Raw genomic sequence first — 22,797 nt, 5'->3', positions numbered from 1 at the left:
GCGAGCAAGCTCGCTCCCACAGGTTTTTCGTTTTATTTCAGATTACTGGAGAGGGCATGCGCGACTACAAGTGGCTGAACGAGTACTGCTTGAACCGTTTCGGTTCGGCGGCTGAACTGGAAGCCCATCTGCCCGTCCCCAAAACCCCGGCGCAACTGCGCAAGATCAGCGACGATCGCTACCTCTCGATGATGGCGCTACGAGTATTCCGCGCCGGGCTCAAGCACAGCCTGGTGGATGCCAAGTGGCCGGCCTTCGAAGAAGTGTTCTTCAAGTTCGACCCGGAAAAAGTCGTGCTGATGAGCGCCGAGCACCTTGAGCGCCTGATGCAGGACACGCGGATCATCCGTCACCTGGGCAAGCTCAAGAGTGTGCCGCGCAATGCGCAGTTCATATTGGACGTGGCCCATGAAAAGGGCAGCTTCGGCGCGCTGATCGCCGACTGGCCGGTGACCGATATCGTCGGGCTCTGGACCTTCCTGAAAAAACGCGGACATCAGTTGGGCGGACTGTCTGCCCCGCGCTTCCTGCGCATGATCGGCAAGGACACCTTTGTGCCGAGCTACGACGTGGTGGCGGCATTGAATGCGCAGGACATCATCGACAAGGTGCCGAGCAGTCTGCGCGACCTGGCGTTGGTGCAGGACGTGTTCAACCAGTGGCATGAGGAAAGTGGCGGGCGGCCGATGAGCCAGATTTCCATGATGCTGGCCTATACCGTCAATCATTGAGACCGTATCGCGCTATCGCGAGCAAGCTCGCGATGGCGTCAGGTCAGGCGACGGAGGTTTTGCCCTCGCCAGCCAACTTACGGTTCAACTGATACCGCCAGCGCACATACAACAGTGCCGAGCAAAACACCGCCAGGCTCGCGGCCATCTCCTGCAAACCGAAGATTTGCCGGTTTGGGTCATAGGCCGCCAATGCGCCCTTGATGAAATACAGGTTCACCACAAAGCACATCCACGAATGCCCGCGCGGGCTGCCGACGATCATCCCCGGCGCCAAAATCAGCAGTGGCACCAGTTCGATCAGCAGAATCACCCATGGCCGGGCGCCGTGCAGGTCGGCGACCAGCAGGTAGTAGACGCATAGCAGTCCCACCAGGCCCAAAAAGCACAGCAGGCTGATGACACGCATGGCCCGCACCCGCGGCTCAAGCCAGTCAATGGCGGGCAGAATCTTCGGCTTTTTCGCCACCTCAGCTCTCCAGTTTCTGTGCAGTCTTGGCCAGGCGCATACCCAGCGCGCGGCACAGCGCCACTTCATGGGCATCCAGACCGCTTTTGCCGTCGGCACCGGCGTGGTGGCTGGCGCCGTATGGCGTACCGCCGCCCTGGGTTTCCAGTAGCGCCGACTCGCTGTAGGGCAGGCCGGTGATCAGCATGCCGTGGTGCAGCAGTGGCAGCATCATCGATAGCAGCGTGGTTTCCTGGCCGCCGTGCAGGCTCGCGGTGGAGGTGAATACACCCGCCGGTTTGCCCACCAGGGCGCCGGTCAGCCACAGGTTGCTGGTACCATCGAGGAAATACTTGAGCGGCGCGGCCATGTTGCCGAAGCGGGTCGGGCTGCCGAGTGCCAGGCCGGCGCAGTTCTTCAGGTCGTCGAGGCTGGCATAGAGCGCGCCTTCGTCGGGAATCTCCGGCGAAACGGCTTCGCACTCGCTGGAAATCGCCGGCACCGTGCGCAGGCGGGCCTCAAGCCCGGCCTGTTCGATGCCACGGGCGATCTGCCGGGCCATTTCGTTGGTCGAGCCGCTGCGGCTGTAGTACAGAACCAGAATGTACGGTGCACTCATGGCAACAGTTCCAGGATCTGCTCCGGTGGGCGGCCGATGATGGCTTTGTCACCGACTTCGAGAATCGGTCGCTCCATCAGTTTCGGGTGGGCGGCGATGGCGGCAATCAATTGCGCTTCGCTCAGGCTGCTGTCGGCCAGGTCGAGGGTTTTGTACTCGTCTTCGCCGGTGCGCAGCAATTGCCGGGCGCTGATCCCGAGTTTGCCCAGCAGGCTCTGGATTTGCGCGGCGTCCAGCGGAGTGTCCAGATAGCGGACCACGGTCGGGGTCAGGCCACGGGCTTCAAGCAGTTCGAGCGCACCGCGGGATTTCGAGCAGCGCGGGTTGTGATAAAGCGTCAGATCGGTCATGAGCGGGTCGCATCTTGCGTAAGGTGGCGGCTATTCTAACTGTGCAGCGCGCAATCCAGAACCGTGAGAGGCGATGGGTCGCAGGCGCATTCAATTTTTGACAAGGATCACGACATGACACGGCGACTGGCAGCAGCATTGGCGATCATCGGAGCGTTAATGCTGGGGGGCTGCGGTGGTAATGACTATGGCATCGACCAGGACGGCCACAAGATAGTCTCAGACCGACTGGACGGCAAATGGCTGGTCCTCAACTACTGGGCAGAATGGTGCGGGCCTTGCCGTACCGAGATCCCTGAGTTGAACACCCTGGCCGAGCAGCTCAAGGACAAGAAAATCGGTGTGTTCGGGGTCAACTTCGACAACGTCCAGGGGCAAGAGCTGAAGGGCGCGAGCGAGAAACTGGGGATCAGGTTCACAGTGCTGGCCCAGGACCCTTCCGAACTGTTCGAGTTGCCGCGCAGCGAGGCGTTACCGGTGACGTACATCATCGATAATAAGGGCAAGGTGCGTGAGCAGTTGATGGGTGAACAGACGGCGGCGGGGGTGATGGCGAAGCTTGAAGCGTTGCAGGCGAAGAATTGAGTTGTTCTTGAGAGAAAAGATCGCAGCCTGCGGCAGCTCCTACCGGGCGTACGGCAATCCATACAGGAGTTGCCGCCAGCTACGATCTTTTTGCGGCTGAGGGATCAACCCTCCTCAAGCCACCAACGCAGTGGCTTGCCTTCGGCTGGCCAGAAGCGGATCTGCTCGATCGGGGAGACGTCCCAGCGCTGGACGTTTTCCAGGGCCTGAAGGAAGCGTTTTTCCTGTTCCATCAGCGCCGGCGCGCACAGTTTGCGGGTGCTGCCGATTTTGCCGAAGGTCAGTTTGTCGCCATCAAGGATGTACGGCGCGAACCAGTGGTTGCAGCCTCCATTACCGTAGGCCCGGCCATCTTCACCGAGGGTGATGGTCAGGTGGCTGTAATCCATCAACGGCCGTTCACCGATCCATTCCAGAATGTAGCTACGGTTCTGTTGCAGTTGCACCGGCTCGGCGACGCAGCCCAGCAGGCTGGCTCCGGCCATCGCGCTCAGAGCGAGGCGTTTCATCACGCAGGCTCCTGGCATTTCGGGCACAGGTGTTTCTCGTCGACGGTGGTCCAGCCCAGCTCGGCAATCCGCGCGGTGGCGGCAGGCTTTTCGGCCTTGTTGCCCAGTTTGGCATCGACGGCGAACTCGAAGCTCAGCTCTTTGGCGCAGCTGTCGCAGTTCACTTGCCAGGTATGGATGGCCAGTTCGCCGAATACCGGGCCACTGGCCACCGCGACCCATTGACCGGGCGGGTTGATCAGGTGGCGAACCGTTTCGACGGTCAGGCGCATGGACAAGTCCTTGGCACCCTTGAGGGTCACGACCAGCACGTCGTTGTTGCGAATCGAGCCACCGTTGCCGGTGACCTGATAGCGCCCCGGCACCAGGGCGCGGCATTCGGTGAGGGTGTGTTGCGGGTTCATCAGGCTGTAGCGGAAATCGTGTTCGACCATGGGTCCTCCAAATATGCGCGATATGCTAGCACGGGCTTGCACGTCGCATCGCGCAGGCAGATGACCTTCGATCCATTTCAGTCTCCCGTCACCTGGTTTTCCGGTGTGCCCGCTGCCCAGGCGGCGATGTTGTGCAACGTGGTGGCGGCAATCGCATCCAGCGCTTCGCGGGTCAGAAAAGCCTGGTGCGCGGTGACGATCACGTTGGGGAAGGTCAGCAGCCGGGCCAGCACATCGTCTTGCAGTGGCAGGTCGGAACGGTCCTCGAAGAACAACTGCGCCTCTTCCTCATACACATCCAGCCCCAGGTAACCCAGGCGGCCGTCTTTCAACGCGTCGATCAGCGCCGGGGTGTCCACCAGGCCGCCACGCCCGGTATTGATCAGCATCGCGCCCGGTTGCATGTGCGCCAGGGATTGGCGGTTGATCAAGTGCTTGCTCTGCTCGTTGAGCGGGCAGTGCAGGCTGATGATCTGCGATTCGGCCAGCAGTTGCGGCAGGCTCAGGTAGCGCGCGCCGAGGGCTTCGACCTGCGGGTTGGGGTAGGGGTCGTAGGCCAGTAGCTTGCAGCCAAAACCGTTCATGATTTTGGCGAAGGTGGCGCCAATCTGCCCGGTGCCGACCACACCGACGGTCTTGCCCACCAGATCGAAACCGGTCAGCCCCTGCAGTCTGAAATCCCCTTCGCGGGTGCGGTTATAGGCTCGGTGCAAGCGGCGGTTGAGCGCAAGGATCAGCGCCACCGCATGTTCGGCCACGGCGTGGGGCGAATAGGCCGGGACGCGCACGATGGCCAGTCCCAGGCGCTTTGCCGTCAGCAAGTCGACGTGGTTGTAACCGGCCGAGCGCAGGGCGATCAGGCGTGTGCCACCCGCGGCCAGGCGTTCGAGCACCGCCGCGCCGAGGTCATCATTGATGAACGCGCAGACCGCTTCATACCCTTGGGCCAGCGCCACCGTGTCGAGGCTCAGGCGCGCCGGCTGAAATTGCAACTCGATGCCGGCCGATTGCCCGGCCGCGAGAAAACTGTCGCGGTCGTAGTTCTGGCTGCTGAAAAGAATCGTACGCATGCGGTGCTCCTTGAAGGTGGCCTGCGCCGTTGAGCAAGCCGGCATTCGACAGTCGTCAGGTTAGCTTGCCGGCAGCCCTTCGCGATTGCGCTGCATCAAGCTTTCATGCGCGCCTGGGCTGCCAGGCGATTGATTGCCCGGTCGAGCTCATCCAGTGCCACGCTGGCTTTCGGGTCCTGTTGCTTGAGCAGGGTTTCGCTGCGTTGGCAGGCCGCACGCAATTGCGGTACGCCGCAGTAACGCGTCGCGCCATGCAGGCGATGGACTCGTTCGACCAGGGCGTTGTGGTCGTTGCTTTGCTGAGCAAGTCGGATGGCTTCGCGGTCAGCCTCCAGGGATGCGAGCAGCATCGCCAGCATGTCCGCCGCGAGATCAGCCTTGCCGGCGGCCAGGCGCAATCCTTCCTCGTGGTCGAGCACCAACAGGTCGTGGGCGCCGCCATGCCCATCGCCGGAGCGCTCCGGGCTGTGATTGCGCAGAGCCAGGCCACTCCACTTCAGCACCACCTGCGCCAATTGCCGTTCGCTGATCGGTTTGGTCAGGTAGTCGTCCATGCCGCTTTGCAGCAGCGCGCGTTTTTCGTTGGCCATGGCGTGGGCGGTGAGGGCCACGATCGGCAGCGGCGTGCAATGCCGTTCGCTTTCCCACTGGCGGATCGCCTCGGTGCTCTGGCGGCCGTCCATGCCAGGCATCTGCACGTCCATCAACACCAGATCGAATGTCTCGTTTTGCACCGCCTTGACGGCGGCATAACCGCTCTCCACCGCGAGCACCTTGGCGCCCATGTCTTCGAGCAGGGTCTGCACCAGCATCAGGTTGGCTGGATTGTCGTCGACGCAAAGCACCTTCGGTGCACGGCTCGACACCGGTTCGCCCGGCTCGCTGCGCATCGGGCGCGGGCTGACCAGGTCAGACAGGGAGCGTCGCAGCTTGCGGGTGCAGGCCGGTTTCGCCTGGAGCTGGCTGTGGGGGTTGGGCACGGAAAGATGGAATAGCGTCTGTTCCGTGGTCGGGCACAGCACCAGCACTTTGCAGCCAAGATGCTCGAGGTCCCAGATGTGCTGGTTGAGGCGTTCCGGCGGCATGTCGTTACTGGTAATGCCGAGCACTGCAAGGTCGATTGCCTGATCGGTCTGGTGGGCGGCGGTGACGCCATTGGTCAGGCTTTCCAGGGTATTGAACGGTGTGGTGCTGAGGCCGCAGTCTTCCAGTTGATGCTGCAACGCCTGCCGCGCCAGCTCGTGGTTTTCCAGCACCGCCACCCGGCGTCCGAGCAGCGGCGCGGCGGGCAGGTCTTCGGCATCGTCGCGGGCTTTCGGCAGGTTCAGGCTGATCCAGAATTCCGAGCCTTCACCTGGCGTGCTGTCGACGCCGATCTCGCCGCCCATCTGTTCGATCAGGCGCTTGGAAATCACCAGGCCCAGGCCAGTGCCGCCGGGTTGCCGCGACAGCGAGTTGTCGGCCTGGCTGAAGGCCTGGAACAGGGCGCGCACGTCCTGGTTCGACAGACCGATGCCGGTGTCCTGAATGCTGATGCGCAACTGCACGGTGTCTTCGGTTTCTTCTTCGAGCATGGCACGGGCGACGATGGTGCCTTCGCGGGTGAACTTGATCGCGTTGCTCACCAGGTTCGTCAGGATCTGCTTGAGCCGCAGCGGGTCGCCCACCAGTGACAGCGGTGTGTCGCGATAAACCAGGCTCACGAGTTCCAGCTGCTTGGCGTGGGCGGCCGGGGCGAGGATGGTCAGGGTGTCCTGCAACAGGTCGCGCAGGTTGAACGGAATATGATCGAGCACCAGCTTGCCGGCCTCGATTTTCGAGAAGTCGAGAATCTCGTTGATGATGCCCAGCAGGCTGTCGGCGGATTTTTCGATGGTGCCCAGGTAGTCGAGCTGGCGCGGGGTGAGCTCGCTTTTTTGCAACAGGTGAGTAAAGCCGAGAATGCCGTTGAGCGGTGTGCGGATTTCATGACTCATGTTGGCCAGGAATTCGGACTTGATCCGGCTCGCTTCGAGGGCTTCCTTGCGTGCCAGGTCCAGCTCGATGTTCTGGATCTCGATGGTTTCCAGGTTCTGGCGCACGTCTTCGGTGGCCTGGTCGATGCTGTGCTGCAATTCTTCCTGCGCATTTTGCAGGGTGCCGGCCATGCGGTTGATGCCGGAGGCCAGCTCGTCCAGTTCCTGACTGCCTAGGGGCGGCAAGCGGGTTTCCAGATGACCGTCTTTGAGTTGGGCCACGGCCTGCTTGATCTGGCTCAGTGGCCGATTGATCGTGCGACCCATGCGCAGGGCCAGCAGTGCCGCACCGATCAGTCCCGAAGCGATCAACATCAAGCTGGCGAACAGGCTGCGGTAACCGCGCAACAGCATGCTGTTATGGGACAGTTCAAGTTCGACCCAGCCCAGCAGGCGGTCGGCTTCTTCGGGAATCACGTCCCCGGCCAGGTTGCGGTGTTTGCCGAATACCGGCAGCAGATAACGAGTCGCATCGCTGCCACTGCGGCGCAGCATCTGCGTGCCACCGCCGGAGGGCTTCTGGTTGAGCATGGTCGGGCCGGCGTGGGCCAGCAGCGTGCGGTCGGGAGCCAGGAAGGTCACGGCCCGTACGTCGGTTTGTTCCAGGGCCTGGGTGGCGATGCGTTCAAGCAGTTCGTTGTCCTGATGGCCCATGGCTGGCGCCACCAGCGGGGCCAACTGCTCGGCAATCATTTCGCCGCGCTGCATGAGTTGGGTTTGCAGGTCAGCCTGTTGCATCCAGGTAAAATAACCCCCCAACACCAACGCCATCAGGCTGGTTGGCAACAGGGTCAGCAACAGCACGCGGCCTTTGATTCCCAGTTTCTTGAGCACGCATCTCTCCTGCATCCCGCTATTTATAGGCCGGCACATGCATCCGCCATGCACCACTTGCGCAGTGTAGCGATTTGCTCGCGGGCAATCTTCGTAAAAATGGTGCCGTCATTCGTCGGCCCGGGCGACTCTTTGGCAATACGGAGAAACCGTGGGTTGCCCCTGGCGAGGCAATCTTGAATAATCGCTCAACTGAGAATTGTTTGCAGATAGTCATGACTCCCATCACCGCTGGCCTCCCCCGAATCCTGTCCATCGAAGACGACCTTGTGCTCGGAGCCTACGTTCATGAGCATCTGGACCGCAGCGGCTTCCAGGTGACCTGGTGCCAGAACGGTCAGGAGGGCCTGGACATCGCCCGGCGGCAACCTTTCGACGTGGTGCTGATGGATATTCTGCTGCCGGGCATGGACGGCCTGGCGGTACTGACCCAGTTGCGTCAGAGCCATTCCACCCCGGTGTTGCTGATGTCGGCCCTCGGTGCCGAGGCCGATCGCATCAGCGGCTTTCGCCTGGGGGCTGATGATTACCTGCCAAAGCCCTTCAGCATGGTGGAGTTGCGGGTACGCATCGAAGCCATTCTGCGACGGGTGGCCCTCGACCGTCGGCTCGTACCCGCAGTGCCAGCCCCTTCGATGGACAGCCTGCGTTTCGACGATGAAAGCTTCGAGGTCTTTTATGGCGAACAGGCCGGTGGCCTGACCCGCAGCGAGTATCGGTTGCTGGAGACGCTGCACCGCAGCGCCGACGAAGTGCTGAGCAAAGCCTTCCTTTATCAGCAGGTGCTGCAGCGCGGCTACGCGGCCCATGACCGCAGCCTGGACATGCACATCAGCCAGATTCGCCGCAAGCTCAAGGCCATTGGCTACACCGAGCGCGAAGTGCGCACGGTATGGGGCAAGGGCTACATCCTGAGCGCCGCCGATGAAATGTAACTTGCCGGGCAGGCACTCGCTGTTCTGGAAACTGGCCTGTCTATTGGTCGCTTTCTGTCTGCTGATGATCTGGTTGAGTTGGTCCTGGGGCCGTTACATGGAGGAGCGTAACCAGTTCCTCTCCGATGAGGCCCGCGGCACCCTGTCCGGTTATGCAGCCGAAGCCGAGCAGGCGTGGCAGCAGCGCCAGAGCGCCGGTGTCGATGACTGGCTGCAAGGCATGCATCAGCGGGAAAAAGGCTGGGTCGGTGTCATCGACGGTGATTTGCAGTCCTTGAGCAATCAATCGCTGACGGACAAGGAAGTCGAACGCCTGACTTTTTTGCGCGGCCTCGATTGGCCGATCCACAAGAAAGGCCGGCCGTGGATGCGTATACCGTTTCCCGGCGACCCGTCCGCCGGCAGCCTGGTGATCGAACTGCCCGAACGCTTTCTGCCTGGGCAATACCGGGTGTTCTGGCGGGTGATCACCAACGGCGTGATTCCGGGATTGTTCACTTTGCTGCTGTGTGTCGGGCTGTATCGCCTGTTGGTGGTGCCACTCAACCACTTGCGCGCGCAGGCCAATGCCTGGCGTGCCGATCAATTGAATGTACGTCTGTCGACCCGGACCACCAATCGATCGGATGAACTGGGTGAGTTGGGCCGGGCGTTCGATCACATGTCTGAACGCCTGCAAAGCACCGTGGCCTTGCAGCAGCAACTGCTGCGCGACTTGTCCCACGAATTGCGTACGCCCTTGAGCCGCCTGCGGGTGGCCAGTGAAAGCGAGCAGGGCCTGGAGCCATTGCGCGAACGCATCGGCCGTGAGGTCGATGGCATGCAGCGCCTGGTGGAAGACACGCTGCAACTGGCGTGGCTCGATACCGAGCGAACCCGATTGCCCGACGAAGCAATCCAGATCCAGGCCCTGTGGGAAATGCTCACGGAGAACGCCTGCTATGAAAGTGGCTGGCCCGATACGCAGTTGCAATGCACGGTGGATTCATCCTGCTGGGTTCGCGGTCATCTCAATACCCTGGCCCAAGCGTTGGAAAACATTCTGCGCAATGCCATTCGTCATTCGCCGACGGGAGGCATTGTCCAATTGGGCGGACGGCGTGATGGCGATTTCTGGCACCTGTGGCTGGAGGATCAGGGCGGTGGAGTGGCGGAAGCTGATCTGGAGCGGATCTTCCTGCCGTTCACCCGGCTCGACGGTTCGCGGCCGGGTGATGGGGGATTTGGGTTGGGCTTGAGCATTGCGAGAAATGCGGTGCAGCGTCAGGGCGGACAGCTTTGGGCGCAGAATACCGAGAATGGATTGCGCCTGAATATGCGGTTGTTGGCGGATGATGGCGGTGCCCGTGACGACGCCATCGCGAGCAAGCTCGCTCCCACATTGACCGCGCTTCAACCGCAAAATGTGTAATCATCTCGGCCCCTGTGGGAGCGAGCTTGCTCGCGATGAGGCCCTGATGTACACCGCAAAATACCTGCTTATTCCCATAAACCATAAGCACCACACTTTGCGTGATATGGCCTGCGGACGTTTGCCGGTATGATAGTCGCCCCCGCAGTCTGGATTGCGAATACGCCATGACCTTGCAGTACCCAACCATCGCCGATTGCGTCGGCAACACTCCGCTGGTCCGTTTGCAGCGCCTGCCCGGCGCCACCAGCAATACCCTATTGCTCAAGCTCGAAGGGAACAACCCGGCGGGTTCGGTCAAGGACCGTCCGGCGCTGTCGATGATCACCCGCGCCGAACTGCGCGGGCAGATTCACGCTGGCGATACGCTGATCGAGGCGACCTCGGGCAACACCGGGATCGCCCTGGCCATGGCCGCCGCGATCAAGGGTTACAAGATGATCCTGATCATGCCGGACAACTCCAGCGCCGAGCGCAAGGCGGCCATGACCGCTTATGGCGCCGAACTGATTCTGGTCAGCCAGGAACAGGGCATGGAAGGCGCCCGTGACCTCGCCCAGAAGATGGAAGCCGAGGGTCGCGGCAAGGTACTGGATCAGTTCGCTAACGGTGACAACCCCGAGGCGCACTACACCACCACTGGCCCGGAAATCTGGCGCCAGACCCAGGGCACCATCACCCATTTCGTCAGCTCCATGGGCACCACCGGCACCATCATGGGCGTGTCGCGCTACTTGAAGGAGCAGAACGACAACGTGCAGATCATCGGCCTGCAACCGATGGAAGGCTCGGCGATCCCGGGTATCCGCCGCTGGCCTCAGGAATACCTGCCGAAAATCTACCAGGCTGACCGCGTGGACCGGGTCGTCGACATGGCGCAAAGCGAAGCCGAAGACGTGACCCGTCGCCTGGCCCGCGAAGAAGGCATTTTCTGTGGCGTGTCCTCGGGCGGTGCCGTGGCGGCAATGCTGCGCCTGTCCAAGGAAGTTGAAAACGCGGTGATCGTCGCGATCATCTGCGACCGTGGCGACCGTTACCTGTCGACCGGCATTTTCGACGCGCCCAACTGATGGCCAAACATGAAAGAGGCCTGCGCTTCCAGCCCACCGGCGGCAACAAGGCCCCGCAAATCCCGACCGGCAAAAAGCAGCGCCTGACCATCGAGCGCCTGGCCAATGACGGTCGCGGCATCGCGTTTTTCGAAGGCCGCACCTGGTTCGTCATCGGCGCATTGGCCGGCGAAGAAATCGAGGTGCGGGTGCTCGGTGCCCACGGCAAAGTAGTCGAGGCGCGCACCGAACGGGTGTTCAAGGCCAGCGAATTGCGTCGCCCGGCACCGTGCGCCCATGCCGGCCGCTGCGGCGGTTGCAGCGTGCAGCATTTGCCCCACAACGAACAACTTGCCCTGAAACAGCGCATGCTCGCCGAGCAATTGTCCAGGGTCGCCGGTGTCGCGCCCGAGGAGTGGGCCGAACCATTGACCGGTCCGGAATTCGGCTACCGGCGTCGCGCCCGCGTGGCGGTGCGCTGGGACATGAAGGCGAAAAAACTCGAAGTCGGTTTCCGTGCCGCCGGCAGCCAGGACATTGTTGGCATCGATGACTGCCCGGTGCTGGTACAGCCCTTGCAACCTATCATGGCCCGCTTGCCGGAGATGCTGCGGCGCTTGAGCAAACCCCAGGCACTCGGGCATGTGGAGTTGTTCAGTGGTTCGACGCTGGCCGTGTTGCTGCGGCACATGGCGCCGTTGTCCGACGCCGACCTGACGATCCTCAAGGATTTCTGCGCGTTCCATGAAGCCCAGTTGTGGTTGCATGGCGACGGCGAACCGCAACCGGTCGAGGCCGATCAGTCGTTGGGCTATCGTCTTGAACAGTGGAACCTGGAGCTGGCGTATCGTCCTGGAGATTTCATCCAGGTCAACGCCGCCGTCAACGAAGCAATGGTCGCCCAGGCGCTGGACTGGCTGAAGCCGACAGCGGATGAGCGCGTACTCGACCTGTTCTGTGGCCTGGGCAACTTTGCCTTGCCGCTGGCCAAGGCCGCTCGTGAAGTGGTGGCGGTCGAAGGCGTGCAGGTGATGGTCGATCGGGCCGCGGCGAATGCGGCTAGCAACAATCTGCATAACGCGAAGTTTTTTCAGGCCGATTTATCCCAGCCTTTGACGGACGCTGAATGGGCCGCCGAAGGCTTTTGTGCGGTACTCTTGGACCCACCGCGTGACGGTGCTTTCGAGGTTGTGCGCAAGCTCAAGAGCCTGGGCGCCGAACGATTGGTGTATGTGTCGTGCAACCCTGCAACTCTGGCGCGCGACACGGTCGAATTGATCAAGCAGGGCTACCGGTTAAAACGTGCCGGGATTCTCGATATGTTTCCTCAAACGGCACATGTCGAGGCCATGGCGTTATTTGAAGCGAGCTAGGATGCTCGTCTGGTCCGACTGGCCCGCCCGTGCAGCCGCGCACCCAGCCCGACGTGGGCGCACGGGCAACGAAGGTCAGCGATTTGACGCATTGAATCTGCGTCGTAGGGAAGGTAAGCAAGATGGTACAGGTGAGAGCACACCAGCCGATCAACACCGACGGCAGTATCAATCTCGAGGCTTGGCTCGATCATGCGGTCAGTGTCGATCTGGCACTGGATCGCGAAGCCTTGAAAGAGGCCTGCGAGTACGCTCGCGAGGCCGAACAACAAGCCAATGCGGCACAGAATCTGTGGTCGGAAGGTAACTCGACTTTCCGTACCGGACTTGAGATCGCCGAGATCCTGGCCGATCTCAAACTCGACCAGGACTCTTTGGTCGCCGCGATCCTGTATCGAGGCGTGCGCGAAAATCAGATCAAGTTGCCGGCCGTCAGCCAGCGCTTCGGTCCGGTGGTGTCCAAACTCATCGACGGCGTGCAGCGCATGGCCGCGATCAGCGACAGCCTGAGCCCGCGCAAATCCCTGGTGCTGGGCACCCAGGGCCAGGTGGAAAACCTGCGCAAGATGCTGGTGGCTATGGTTGACGACGTTCGCGTCGCCCTGATCAAGCTGGCCGAGCGTACGTGCGCAATCCGTGCGGTGAAGACCGCCGACGACGAAAAGCGCAACCGCGTGGCCCGTGAAGTCTTCGACATCTACGCGCCACTGGCCCATCGCCTGGGTATCGGTCACATCAAGTGGGAATTGGAAGACTTGTCCTTCCGTTACCTGGAGCCGGACCAGTACAAGCAGATCGCCAAGTTGCTCCATGAGCGGCGACTGGATCGCGAGCGTTTCATCAGCGACGTGATGAGCCAGCTGAAAAACGAGTTGCAGGCCACCGGCGTCGATGCCGACATCAGCGGCCGGGCCAAACACATCTATTCGATCTGGCGCAAAATGCAGCGCAAGGGTCTGGAGTTCAGCCAGATCTACGACGTGCGTGCCGTGCGCGTGCTGGTGCCGGAAATGCGCGATTGCTACACCGCACTCGGCATCGTCCACACCCTGTGGCGGCACATCCCGAAAGAGTTCGACGACTACATCGCCAACCCCAAGGAAAACGGCTATCGCTCGCTGCACACGGCGGTGATCGGGCCTGAGGGCAAGGTGCTGGAAGTGCAGATCCGCACCCACGCGATGCACGAAGAAGCCGAACTCGGCGTATGCGCCCACTGGCGCTACAAGGGCACCGACGTCAAGTCCGGCTCCAATCACTACGAAGAGAAAATCTCCTGGCTGCGTCAGGTGCTCGAATGGCACGAAGAGCTGGGTGACATCGGTGGCCTGGCGGAGCAGCTGCGGGTCGATATCGAGCCCGACCGGGTCTACATCTTCACCCCGGACGGTCACGCCATCGACTTGCCGAAGGGCGCGACCCCGCTGGACTTCGCCTACCGCGTACACACCGAAATCGGTCACAACTGCCGTGGCGCCAAGATCAACGGGCGCATCGTACCGCTCAACTACAGCCTGCAAACCGGTGAGCAGGTCGAGATCATCACCAGCAAGCACGGCACCCCGAGCCGAGACTGGCTGAACCCGAACCTGGGTTACGTCACCACGTCGCGGGCACGGGCGAAGATCGTTCACTGGTTCAAATTGCAGGCTCGTGACCAGAACGTCGCGGCCGGTAAAACCCTGCTTGAGCGCGAACTCAATCGTCTCGGCCTGCCGGCGGTAGATTTCGACAAGCTGGCCGACAAGGCCAACATGAAAACCGCCGAAGACCTGTTCGCCGCCCTCGGCGCCGGGGATTTGCGTCTGGCGCAACTGGTCAACCTGGCGCAGCAACTGGTCGAGCCGGAGCGCGGCAACGAACAGTTGGAACTGATTCCGCGCAAGGCCACCGGCTACAAGCCGGGCAAGCGTGGCGATATCCAGATCCAGGGCGTCGGCAACCTGATGACCCAGATGGCCGGCTGCTGCCAGCCATTGCCGGGCGATGCCATCGTCGGTTACATCACCCAGGGCCGCGGTGTGAGCATTCACCGCCAGGACTGCGCCTCGGTGCTGCAACTGGCCGGGCGCGAGCCCGAGCGAATCATCCAGGTCAGCTGGGGCCCGGTGCCGGTGCTCACCTATCCGGTGGACATCGTCATCCGCGCCTATGACCGCTCCGGTTTGCTGCGTGATGTTTCGCAGGTGCTGCTCAATGAGCGGATCAACGTGCTGGCGGTCAACACCCGCTCGAACAAAGAGGACAACACCGCATTGATGTCCCTGACCATCGAGATTCCGGGGCTGGATGCATTGGGGCGGTTGCTGGGACGGATTTCCCAGTTGCCGAACATCATCGAAACCCGGCGTAACCGGACGCCCTGAGACGGGAGCGCTTTACTGTAGGAGCGAGCTTGCTCGCGATGAACCAGAGAACGGCGCGTTCATCCAGATTGCACGCGTCATCGTTAACGTCCATCGCGAGCAGGCTCGCTCCTACAGGGAGCGGAAAGAGACTGATCGATGTATTCACTTGAAGACCTGTTGCACCTGATGAACCGCCTGCGCGACCCGCAGTACGGTTGCCCGTGGGACATCAAGCAAACCTGGGCCACCATCGTCCCGCACACCCTTGAGGAAGCCTATGAAGTCGCCGATGCCATCGAGCGCGGTGACTTCGATCACTTGCAGGGCGAGTTGGGCGATCTGCTGTTTCAGGTGGTTTATTACAGCCAGTTGGCCCGGGAGGAAGGGCGCTTCGAGTTCGCCGGTGTGGTCGACAGCATCACCCGCAAGCTGATCCGTCGACATCCCCATGTGTTCCCCACGGGCGATCTCTATGCACCGCTGGATGTCCCGCGCCTGAGCGAAGAGCAGGTCAAGCAGCGTTGGGAAGAGATCAAGGCCGAGGAGCGCGCGGAGAAATCTGCGGCACCTGAGCAGCTGTCATTGCTCGATGATGTTCCGGCCGCACTGCCGGCGCTGTCCCGCTCGGCAAAATTGCAGAAGCGTGCAGGGCAGGTCGGTTTCGACTGGCCGGACGCCTTGCCGGTGCTCGATAAAGTGCGTGAAGAGCTCGATGAAGTTCTCGAAGCCATGTCGGAAAACGATCCCGAAGCCGTGGCCGACGAGATCGGCGACCTGCTGTTTTCCGTGGTCAATCTGGCGCGGCATCTCAAGGTCGATCCGGAAACCGCACTGCGTGGCGCCAATGGCAAGTTTGAAAGACGCTTTCGTTTTATCGAACAGGCATTGCGCGACACCCGCCGTCCCATGGAAGATTGCACCCTCGAAGAGTTGGACGCCTTGTGGGGCGAAGCCAAACGTCAGGAAAAGAATTTGCCCAGCTGCGGTTGAGCAGTGGCCTAAATGAGTAATAAGCACCATGAGTATTTCCCTTCGCGACCAGTTGCTCAAAGCAGGGCTGGTCAACCAGAAGCAGGCCAAGCAGGTCAGCAAAGACAAGCAGAAACAACAACGCCTGGCCCACAAAGGCCAGATCGAGCTGGATGATTCCCAGCAGCGCGCGGCGCAGGAAGCCATGGCCGAGAAGGTCAAGCGCGACCAGGAACTCAACCGCCAGCAGCAGGAAAAGGCTGAGGCCAAGGCCCGTGCCGCGCAGGTCAAGCAACTGATCGAAGTCTCGCGTCTGCCGAAATTGACGACCGAGGATTACTACAACTTCGTCGACGACAAGAAGGTCAAGCGCATCTCCGTCAACACCCTGATGCGCAACAAGCTCAGCAGCGGTTCGCTGGCCATCGTGCATCACGCTGGCGGCTACGAAGTGATTCCGCGCGAGGCTGCGCTGAAGATTCAGGAACGCGATCCTCAACGTATCGTGCAGCTGAATGTGCAGACCGAAGAAGTGAGTGTCGAGGATGATCCGTACGCCGCCTATAAGATCCCTGATGATCTGATGTGGTAATCGATTCAATGTTCTAGCGGGCTTACATGTTTGCTAGCACTTTGCAAGATTTATACATTGAGCCCGAAAGATTGTATCGATACGATCTTTCGGGTTTTCTTTTGCCAAAAAATAATATCTTTTTATAAGGGTGTTTATGTCTGGAGAAAATAAATGGAATAAACTTTGATATGTAAGGATGGAATAAATGCTTGTAAGTATCGCTTCGTTACGCCAACCCACTTTCAAGTCGCAGTTTTCACAGCCGCGACCGCTCGATCAATCCATTCGCGATTATCTGGACGATGAACTGGTGGCTCGTGCCGAGCTTGTGCGCCGAAAAATCAAGATCGCCGCAAAGGCTGCTCGCGAGGATCATGGCGCAACCGCTTGTGTTTTCTTTACCCTGCCTGAGTTCTTCTGGAACGTTCCCTGGCACGAGGTCCGCAGCGAAGAGGAGCTCCATGAGCTGAACTCTGCCTATTTGGAGAAAGTGCCCGAGTGTGTAGCTCTATTAATGACCGACCTGCCAATGGAACGGTATGGCAAGATCGTATTGCTGGCGGGAAGCTGTGCGACACTAATCAAAGTTGGAGACGGTGAATCGAGTTATTACGATGTTATTAATTACTTGCTGACGATTACCAACAAGGAATATGAAGTCGATATGCCATTGATGTCGATGTGGCCAAAGCGCCATGTATCAGGTATCGATTTTGGCAAGCACCGGGCTTCGGATGAGGAGTTCTGGCTGTTCAAACTTTCCGAGGAGATCGAAGTCAGGGTGAAGAAGGTCAGTAGCGTGCGGGCCGAACATAGTTATTTTGGTGGTTATGAAGGGAAGTTTATCAATAGCCTCGTCAATGGCTGCCCTTTTGGAATCAACTTGTGCCTGGATTACTACAATTTGAAAGAGGGCGAGCGCGACATTCAAGTTGAACTGACCGAGGCGAAAATCGATTTTCTGATTGCCTGTGGCATGGACTTCGACTACGGCAAACGTCATCCATCTTCGCTCCAGTTTTCCATCCGCAATGACGGCATGGGCGATGGTGAGTGCGAAGTGGTGAAACTTGAGGCAGGGTGGATTGTCGGTGCTGTCCCTTCGGTGGTGATCGACGACTCCCTTCATTTAACGGCCATTCAGATTGCCTGAGTCGTGTGATCCGGTCGCAGCCTGCCCGTGCGGGGAGGGGCAGGCTGCACGCTGGTGGAGTCTGTCTTCAATCGGTTGCGAGCTCGCGTTTGCACTCGAGCATTTCCAGTTCGGCCTTGTAGTTTTGCGCATCGGTCTCGGAATGGAACATCCCGACCAGCAGGTCTTGTTGATGCACGTCCCAGATCCGGATGCCGGCGGCTACACCCTCATGGGATTTATGTGAATCGTCGCGTTCAGTTACTTTTACAGTCATCTGCTAGCTCCAATCTCTGTTATCTGCAGCAAGGCGTGTGCAGGCCTCTTTTATAGAGTTTGGTAGCTTGCTAAGTAAATGACTGAGTTTGGTAAGGGTTTTTTGCAAAAACGGCAACAGTGCTGCAGCCCACGGAATCCGCGACATTCAGTCGCAGGGCTTTTGGTTTCATGACAAAAGCTTCATGTTGGAAGCACCGCAGATCCTGTTTAGAGCACAGGTTTTGCCTCTGCCTTGAGGTTTCTCAAGGCAAAAAAAACGCCCCGAACCAGTCGGGGCGTTTTCTTGTGCGGCGTTATGGCGGGGTATTACTTACCCTGCCAGCGCTTCAGTACCAGGGTGGCGTTGGTGCCACCGAAACCGAAGCTGTTGCTCATCACGGTGTTGATGGTGGCGTTTTCGCGGGTCTTGGTCAGCACCGGCAGGTCGGCCACTTCTGGGTCCAGCTCGTCGATGTTGGCGGAGCCGGCAATGAAGTTGCCTTCCATCATCAGCATGCAGTAGATCGCTTCGTGAACGCCGGCGGCGCCCAGGGAGTGACCCGACAGGCTCTTGGTGGAGCTGATAGCTGGAGCCTTGTCGCCGAACACTTCACGCACACCTTTCATTTCCGCGACGTCACCGACCGGAGTCGAAGTGCCGTGGGTGTTCAGGTAGTCGATCGGGGTGTCGACGGTGGACAGCGCCTGCTGCATGCAGCGGATCGCGCCTTCGCCGCTCGGGGCAACCATGTCGTAGCCGTCGGAGGTTGCGCCGTAGCCGACGATTTCCGCGTAGATCTTGGCGCCGCGGGCCAGAGCGTGTTCCAGCTCTTCAACCACGACCATGCCGCCACCGCCAGCGATGACGAAACCGTCACGGTCGGCGTCGTAGGCACGGGAGGCCTTTTCCGGGGTGTCGTTGCGCTTGCTGGACAGGGCGCCCATGGCGTCGAACAGGAATGACTGGCTCCAGTGTTCTTCTTCACCGCCACCGGCGAAGACGATGTCCTGCTTGCCCATCTGGATCTGTTCCATGGCGGTACCGATGCAGTGAGCACTGGTGGCGCAGGCAGAAGCGATGGAGTAGTTCAGGCCCTTGATCTTGAACGGAGTGGCCAGGCAAGCGGAAACGGTGCTGCTCATGGTCCGCGTTACACGGTATGGGCCGACGCGTTTGACGCCTTTCTCGCGCAGGATGTCCAGCGCTTCCATCTGGTTCAGGGTCGATGCGCCACCGGAGCCGGCGATCAGGCCGGTACGCGGGTTGGACACCTGCTCTTCGGTCAGGCCGGAGTCGGTGATGGCGTCTTTCATGGCCAGATAGGCATAAGCTGCCGCGTGGCCGACGAAGCGATAGATCTTGCGATCGATCAATTCTTCAAGGTTGAGGTCAATGGAGCCGGAAACCTGGCTACGCAGACCCATTTCGGCATATTCCGGGTTGAACCGGATGCCAGGGCGGCTTGCACGCAGGTTAGCGGAGACGGTCTCTTTGTCATTGCCCAGGCAAGAAACGATGCCCAGACCAGTGATAACGACGCGGCGCATGCGGATAACCCTTAGAAGTTGTCAGTGGAGGTGAACACGCCGACCCGGAGGCCTTCGGCGGTGTAGATTTCGCGACCGTCGACAGTCACCGAACCGTCGGCAATGGCCAGGTTCAGCTTGCCCTTGAGGACGCGCTTGATATGAATGTTATAGGTGACTTTCTTGGCAGTCGGCAGGACCTGACCAAAGAACTTCACTTCGCCCGAACCCAGCGCACGGCCACGGCCCGGCAGGCCTTGCCAGCCCAGGAAGAAGCCGACCAGTTGCCACATGGCGTCGAGGCCCAGGCAGCCCGGCATCACCGGATCGCCTTCGAAGTGGCAGGCGAAGAACCACAGGTCCGGATTGATATCCAGCTCGGCGACCAATTCACCTTTGCCGTACTTGCCACCTTCTTCGCTGATCAGGGTGATGCGATCAACCATCAGCATGTTTGGGGCGGGCAGTTGCGCGTTACCTGGGCCGAACAGCTCACCGCGACTGCAGCGCAGCAGATCTTCCCGGGTAAAGGCGTTTTGTTTGGTCATGCGAGCTCCTCAATAGTCCCATGCGGCAGGTGGGGCAAATCTTCCCGGCCGATCGAAGCGTTCATGCCTCGAACCGGCAGCCTACTCATAGACTATTGCGTTGTGGTGAAAGTCACAGCACCAAGGACATGAATGTACACTTGTGCACTGAAATTATTATTCAAGCCCCTTTTCGGGCCTGTTCGGGTGACTAAGACTGCCGCACTTTCGCCTTTCACGCCAGTCGCAGATGGTCGAAAGGCCTGTTCTACTGCACCCATCGTTGCAGAATTTGCTGCAGATCAGTCCGTTTGAACGGCTTGGCCAGGTAATCGTTCATCCCCGCCGACAGACAGGCTTCGCGGTCACCCTGCAAGGCGTTGGCGGTCAACGCGATGATCGGCAGGTCGGTGCAACCGGGCAATTGGCGGATCTGCCGGGTGGCTTCATAGCCATCAATGATCGGCAAGCGGCAATCCATCAGGATCGCTTCGAAAATCAGGCTCTCGGCACTGCGAACCGCCTGCGCGCCGTCGGCCGCGACACTGACCTTGAAGCCCAGGCTGCGCAACATGGCTTCGATGACCGTCTGGTTGACCGGGTTGTCCTCGACCAACAGCACATTGCGCCCATCGCCGCCACTGTTGCCGGATTGCGCGCGGGGGGGCAACAGCGGCTGCGTCTGCTGGTGCAGTGCCAGGGGGATTTCCAGGGTGAACACCGAACCGCGGCCTTCCTCACTCCGCGCGCGCAAGGTGCCGCCCATGCGTTCGGCCAGGGTACGGGCAATCGGCAGGCCCAGCCCTGTGCCGCCGTAGCGTCTTGAAATGGAACTGTCGGCCTGCTGGAAGGCGGTGAACATCAATTCCAGGCTTTGCGCCGGGATGCCAATGCCGCTGTCGCGCACGGTGCAGGTGAACCACAGCAACTCGTGGTCCAGCGACTGCCACTGTGCCTCGATGGTGACGCGGCCCTGCTCGGTGAACTTCAGCGCATTGCCGACCAGGTTGACCAGTATCTGCCGGATACGCGTCGGGTCGCCCTTGGCCTGCAAGCCGCGCATGTCGTCGGGGATCATCAGTTGCAGGTCGAGACCGCGTTGCGCGGCGCTGTGCTGGAACGACTGGGCGCAACTGCCGATCAGGTCGGCGAGGTTGAACGGGATGTGCTCCAGTTCCAGCTCTGAACGTTCGATCCGCGAGAAATCCAGAATGTCGTTGATGACCTTGAGCAAGTGCTCGGTAGATTCCGAGGCCAGCGCCGCGTATTCCACCTGCTCCTCGGTCATGTCGGTGGTTTCCAGCAACTGCAGCATGCCCAGTACGCCATTCATCGGCGTGCGCAGTTCATGGCTCATCATGGCGAGGAAGTCGGATTTGGCGTTGTTGGCCTTTTCCGCCTCTTCGCGGGTCTGGATCAATTGCGCCATGGCCTGATGCTGTTCGCGGCTGGCCTGCTCGAGACCGCTGGCGAGGTTGTTGATGTGTTGCGACAGCGCCCCGAGTTCGGTGTCGTCGACAATGGGCAGCGGTGTTTTGTAGTCGCCGGCCTGGATCGCCTTGACCGCATTGCCGATATCACGGATCGGTTGCGACAGGCTGCCCGCCAGACGCCGGGCCACGAGGAAGGTAAACAGCAGGGCAAACAGCGCCAGGATGGCGGCCTTGAGCACGATTTCCTGCTGGCGCCGGCTGAAGGCATCGTTGGACAGCCCGACGATCACCCGGCCGAGGTAGTCCTCGGTGGGGGCGGCTGTGGCGGTTTTGCTGCTCTGGAAAAAGTCATTATGCAAAGCGATTCGCTGGAGCCGGATCGGTGCCTGGAACACTTCGAGCTGTTGCGCGCGATTGTGGTGTTCGCTCGGTTGTTCGACATACACCAGAACCCGGTTGGCGCTGTCCTGGATTTCCAGAAAGCTCACGTTGGGCGTGGCCAGCGTCGCCTTGAGCAAGGTTTCGAGCACTTCGATGTTGCCCGAAATCACTCCGTACTCGGTAGCCGGGGCCAGTTGATTGGCAATCAACTGGCCGGTGTGGGTGATTTCCTGACGCAGGTCCTGGATGCGCACGAACGTGAAGAAGCTGATCAGCAACAAGGTCAGCAGCAGTGCAGGGCCGAGGCTGATGAGTTGGGTGCGGGTGTTGATGTCCCAGCGACGGCGCAAGCTCATGGACGGCGTTCTCCTTCAGCCAGCAGTGTGGCGACAGACGCTTCGTTTATCTGTTCGATACCCAATGAACGCGCCACCTGCGGATTGCTCGCGACCTTGAATCGATGGGGATAGTGCGTGCGCGGCCAGGTGGCCGGTGGCCGGTCGAGCAATTCGTCGAGGACCGCCAGCCAATCGCTCTGATCGCTATAAGTGCTGGCCAGGCTTCCGGCCTTGACGAATCCGGCGTTGGGTCCGATCAGCGCCACTTGCCGCGAGTAGCTGCTCAGCAGCAGGTTCTTTGCGGTTTGCGGGTTGTACAGGTCGGCATCGTCCAGGCCCAGCAATACGTCGCTGTTATTTAACAGGGCCTGTAATGGACGACTGTCGTGAATGTTGTCCCAGCGCTGGGTGACCACCTCAAGACCCAGGGGGAGGGCGGCCTGTCGCAGCTCATTCAAGAGGAATTCACTGTGGGTGTCGTAGAGCACACCGATGCGTCTGGCTTGGGGCAACAGGGTGCGGGTCAAGCGCAACTGGCGGTCCAGTGGTGGATCGCTCCATAGCAGGCAAAGGCGCGCCGGCAACGTGTTGTTCAAGCGTTGCCGGGCTTGCAGGCGGCTGATGCGCAATACGAGTGTCGCCGGGCCCTGGGTGTTCTGCAGGCGCCAGTCGAGGCTGGGCAGGTCGAGCAGTATCAAACGGATGTTTTCCGGCAGCTTGTCCGGTATCGGCATTTTGGCCAGCGTCCGGAAGCGTACGTTATCGCTTGGTCGCAACTCGCTCAGGGCCTGGGTAAACGCCCGCACAGCGGGGCTGTCTTCGGCCCCCGTGAGCAAAATGTCGGCCGCGTTACTCGCCAGGCTGCCCAGCAGGCCGCTTGTCAGCAGGCAAAGTACGGCCAGTAGCCGGCCCAGGGTCGGCGCTCTCCATGGCGGACGATACGGCAT

At 60.5% G+C, this 22,797-nt stretch carries 22 protein-coding genes; 10 read left to right on the top strand and 12 right to left on the bottom strand.

All coding sequences use genetic code 11. The features are described from left to right. Window positions 1–56: 56 nt before the first annotated feature. Window positions 57–731, top strand: coding sequence for a DNA-3-methyladenine glycosylase I (locus tag AC1D1M_RS08140; RefSeq protein ID WP_223456102.1), 675 nt, complete (start codon window positions 57–59; stop codon window positions 729–731). A 43-nt stretch (window positions 732–774) separates the two neighbouring features. On the opposite strand, the gene AC1D1M_RS08135 is transcribed toward AC1D1M_RS08140, so the two are convergent. The 3 genes from AC1D1M_RS08135 to arsC are packed head-to-tail and all read right to left on the bottom strand — an operon-like array spanning window position 775 to window position 2,148. Further along, window positions 775–1,200, bottom strand: coding sequence for a DUF2069 domain-containing protein (locus AC1D1M_RS08135; RefSeq protein WP_477775230.1), 426 nt, complete (start codon window positions 1,198–1,200; stop codon window positions 775–777). A gap of 1 nt (window position 1,201) precedes the next feature. After that, the gene (wrbA, locus tag AC1D1M_RS08130) at window positions 1,202–1,798 is read right to left on the bottom strand and encodes an NAD(P)H:quinone oxidoreductase (RefSeq protein WP_477775229.1); all 597 of its coding nucleotides are present in this window, start codon (window positions 1,796–1,798) and stop codon (window positions 1,202–1,204) included. Further along, complete coding sequence (arsC, locus tag AC1D1M_RS08125) at window positions 1,795–2,148, bottom strand: arsenate reductase (glutaredoxin) (protein WP_477775228.1); 354 nt, start codon at window positions 2,146–2,148, stop codon at window positions 1,795–1,797. The genes wrbA and arsC overlap by 4 nt, the downstream gene beginning before the upstream one ends. A gap of 114 nt (window positions 2,149–2,262) precedes the next feature. Here arsC and AC1D1M_RS08120 point away from each other — a divergent pair, with 114 nt between their 5' ends. After that, window positions 2,263–2,733: a TlpA disulfide reductase family protein gene (locus AC1D1M_RS08120; RefSeq protein WP_477775227.1), complete on the top strand. Its 471-nt coding sequence runs from the start codon at window positions 2,263–2,265 to the stop codon at window positions 2,731–2,733. A 104-nt stretch (window positions 2,734–2,837) separates the two neighbouring features. Here AC1D1M_RS08120 and AC1D1M_RS08115 read toward each other — a convergent pair whose 3' ends face one another. The 4 genes from AC1D1M_RS08115 to AC1D1M_RS08100 form a co-directional block, all read right to left on the bottom strand. Next, window positions 2,838–3,242: an META domain-containing protein gene (locus tag AC1D1M_RS08115; RefSeq protein WP_477775226.1), complete on the bottom strand. Its 405-nt coding sequence runs from the start codon at window positions 3,240–3,242 to the stop codon at window positions 2,838–2,840. Continuing rightward, window positions 3,242–3,676, bottom strand: coding sequence for a hypothetical protein (locus AC1D1M_RS08110; RefSeq protein WP_477775225.1), 435 nt, complete (start codon window positions 3,674–3,676; stop codon window positions 3,242–3,244). Before AC1D1M_RS08110 ends, AC1D1M_RS08115 begins: the two co-directional genes overlap by 1 nt. Window positions 3,677–3,753: 77 nt before the next feature. Further along, complete coding sequence (locus tag AC1D1M_RS08105) at window positions 3,754–4,746, bottom strand: 2-hydroxyacid dehydrogenase (protein WP_477775224.1); 993 nt, start codon at window positions 4,744–4,746, stop codon at window positions 3,754–3,756. 95 nt (window positions 4,747–4,841) lie between these two features. After that, window positions 4,842–7,595, bottom strand: coding sequence for a response regulator (locus AC1D1M_RS08100; RefSeq protein ID WP_477775223.1), 2,754 nt, complete (start codon window positions 7,593–7,595; stop codon window positions 4,842–4,844). 215 nt (window positions 7,596–7,810) lie between these two features. On the opposite strand from AC1D1M_RS08100, the gene AC1D1M_RS08095 reads away from it, so the two are divergent. From AC1D1M_RS08095 to AC1D1M_RS08060, 8 genes are all read left to right on the top strand, one after another. Then, window positions 7,811–8,530, top strand: a complete 720-nt coding sequence (locus AC1D1M_RS08095) for a response regulator transcription factor (RefSeq protein ID WP_477775222.1) — start codon at window positions 7,811–7,813, stop codon at window positions 8,528–8,530. Continuing rightward, window positions 8,520–9,941 carry a histidine kinase sensor domain-containing protein gene (locus AC1D1M_RS08090; RefSeq protein ID WP_477775221.1) on the top strand — a complete coding sequence of 474 codons (1,422 nt, stop codon included), beginning with the start codon at window positions 8,520–8,522 and terminating at the stop codon, window positions 9,939–9,941. Before AC1D1M_RS08095 ends, AC1D1M_RS08090 begins: the two co-directional genes overlap by 11 nt. 167 nt (window positions 9,942–10,108) lie before the next feature. Next, window positions 10,109–11,011, top strand: a complete 903-nt coding sequence (gene cysM / locus AC1D1M_RS08085) for a cysteine synthase CysM (RefSeq protein WP_477775220.1) — start codon at window positions 10,109–10,111, stop codon at window positions 11,009–11,011. Next, entirely contained in the window at window positions 11,011–12,363 is a 1,353-nt protein-coding gene (rlmD, locus tag AC1D1M_RS08080) for a 23S rRNA (uracil(1939)-C(5))-methyltransferase RlmD (protein ID WP_477775219.1), read from the top strand. Before cysM ends, rlmD begins: the two co-directional genes overlap by 1 nt. A 122-nt stretch (window positions 12,364–12,485) precedes the next feature. After that, window positions 12,486–14,729, top strand: a complete 2,244-nt coding sequence (relA, locus tag AC1D1M_RS08075) for a GTP diphosphokinase (RefSeq protein ID WP_477775218.1) — start codon at window positions 12,486–12,488, stop codon at window positions 14,727–14,729. A gap of 138 nt (window positions 14,730–14,867) precedes the next feature. Further along, the gene (gene mazG, locus AC1D1M_RS08070; protein ID WP_477775217.1) at window positions 14,868–15,701 is read left to right on the top strand and encodes a nucleoside triphosphate pyrophosphohydrolase; all 834 of its coding nucleotides are present in this window, start codon (window positions 14,868–14,870) and stop codon (window positions 15,699–15,701) included. Between the two features lie 28 nt (window positions 15,702–15,729). Continuing rightward, window positions 15,730–16,272, top strand: a complete 543-nt coding sequence (locus AC1D1M_RS08065) for a DUF2058 domain-containing protein (protein ID WP_007988773.1) — start codon at window positions 15,730–15,732, stop codon at window positions 16,270–16,272. Window positions 16,273–16,459: 187 nt separating this feature from the next. Continuing rightward, complete coding sequence (locus AC1D1M_RS08060) at window positions 16,460–17,407, top strand: hypothetical protein (RefSeq protein WP_477775216.1); 948 nt, start codon at window positions 16,460–16,462, stop codon at window positions 17,405–17,407. 67 nt (window positions 17,408–17,474) lie between these two features. On the opposite strand, the gene AC1D1M_RS08055 is transcribed toward AC1D1M_RS08060, so the two are convergent. From AC1D1M_RS08055 to AC1D1M_RS08035, 5 genes are all read right to left on the bottom strand, one after another. Further along, on the bottom strand, window positions 17,475–17,663 hold the full coding sequence (locus AC1D1M_RS08055) for a hypothetical protein (RefSeq protein ID WP_477775215.1): 189 nt from the start codon (window positions 17,661–17,663) through the stop codon (window positions 17,475–17,477). Between the two features lie 308 nt (window positions 17,664–17,971). Beyond that, a complete protein-coding gene (gene fabB / locus AC1D1M_RS08050) occupies window positions 17,972–19,192 on the bottom strand; it encodes a beta-ketoacyl-ACP synthase I (RefSeq protein WP_046042997.1) in 1,221 nt (406 codons plus the stop codon). An 11-nt stretch (window positions 19,193–19,203) separates the two neighbouring features. Next, window positions 19,204–19,719 carry a 3-hydroxyacyl-[acyl-carrier-protein] dehydratase FabA gene (gene fabA, locus AC1D1M_RS08045; RefSeq protein WP_003227150.1) on the bottom strand — a complete coding sequence of 172 codons (516 nt, stop codon included), beginning with the start codon at window positions 19,717–19,719 and terminating at the stop codon, window positions 19,204–19,206. A 247-nt stretch (window positions 19,720–19,966) separates the two neighbouring features. Continuing rightward, a complete protein-coding gene (locus tag AC1D1M_RS08040) occupies window positions 19,967–21,868 on the bottom strand; it encodes an ATP-binding protein (protein WP_477775214.1) in 1,902 nt (633 codons plus the stop codon). Next, window positions 21,865–22,797, bottom strand: coding sequence for an ABC transporter substrate-binding protein (locus AC1D1M_RS08035; RefSeq protein ID WP_477775213.1), 933 nt, complete (start codon window positions 22,795–22,797; stop codon window positions 21,865–21,867). Before AC1D1M_RS08035 ends, AC1D1M_RS08040 begins: the two co-directional genes overlap by 4 nt.

This window comes from Pseudomonas sp. P1_F7, assembly GCF_056405655.1.
The sequence above is the reverse complement of the archived record's forward strand: the minus strand, read 5'-3'. Positions and strand labels throughout refer to the sequence as shown.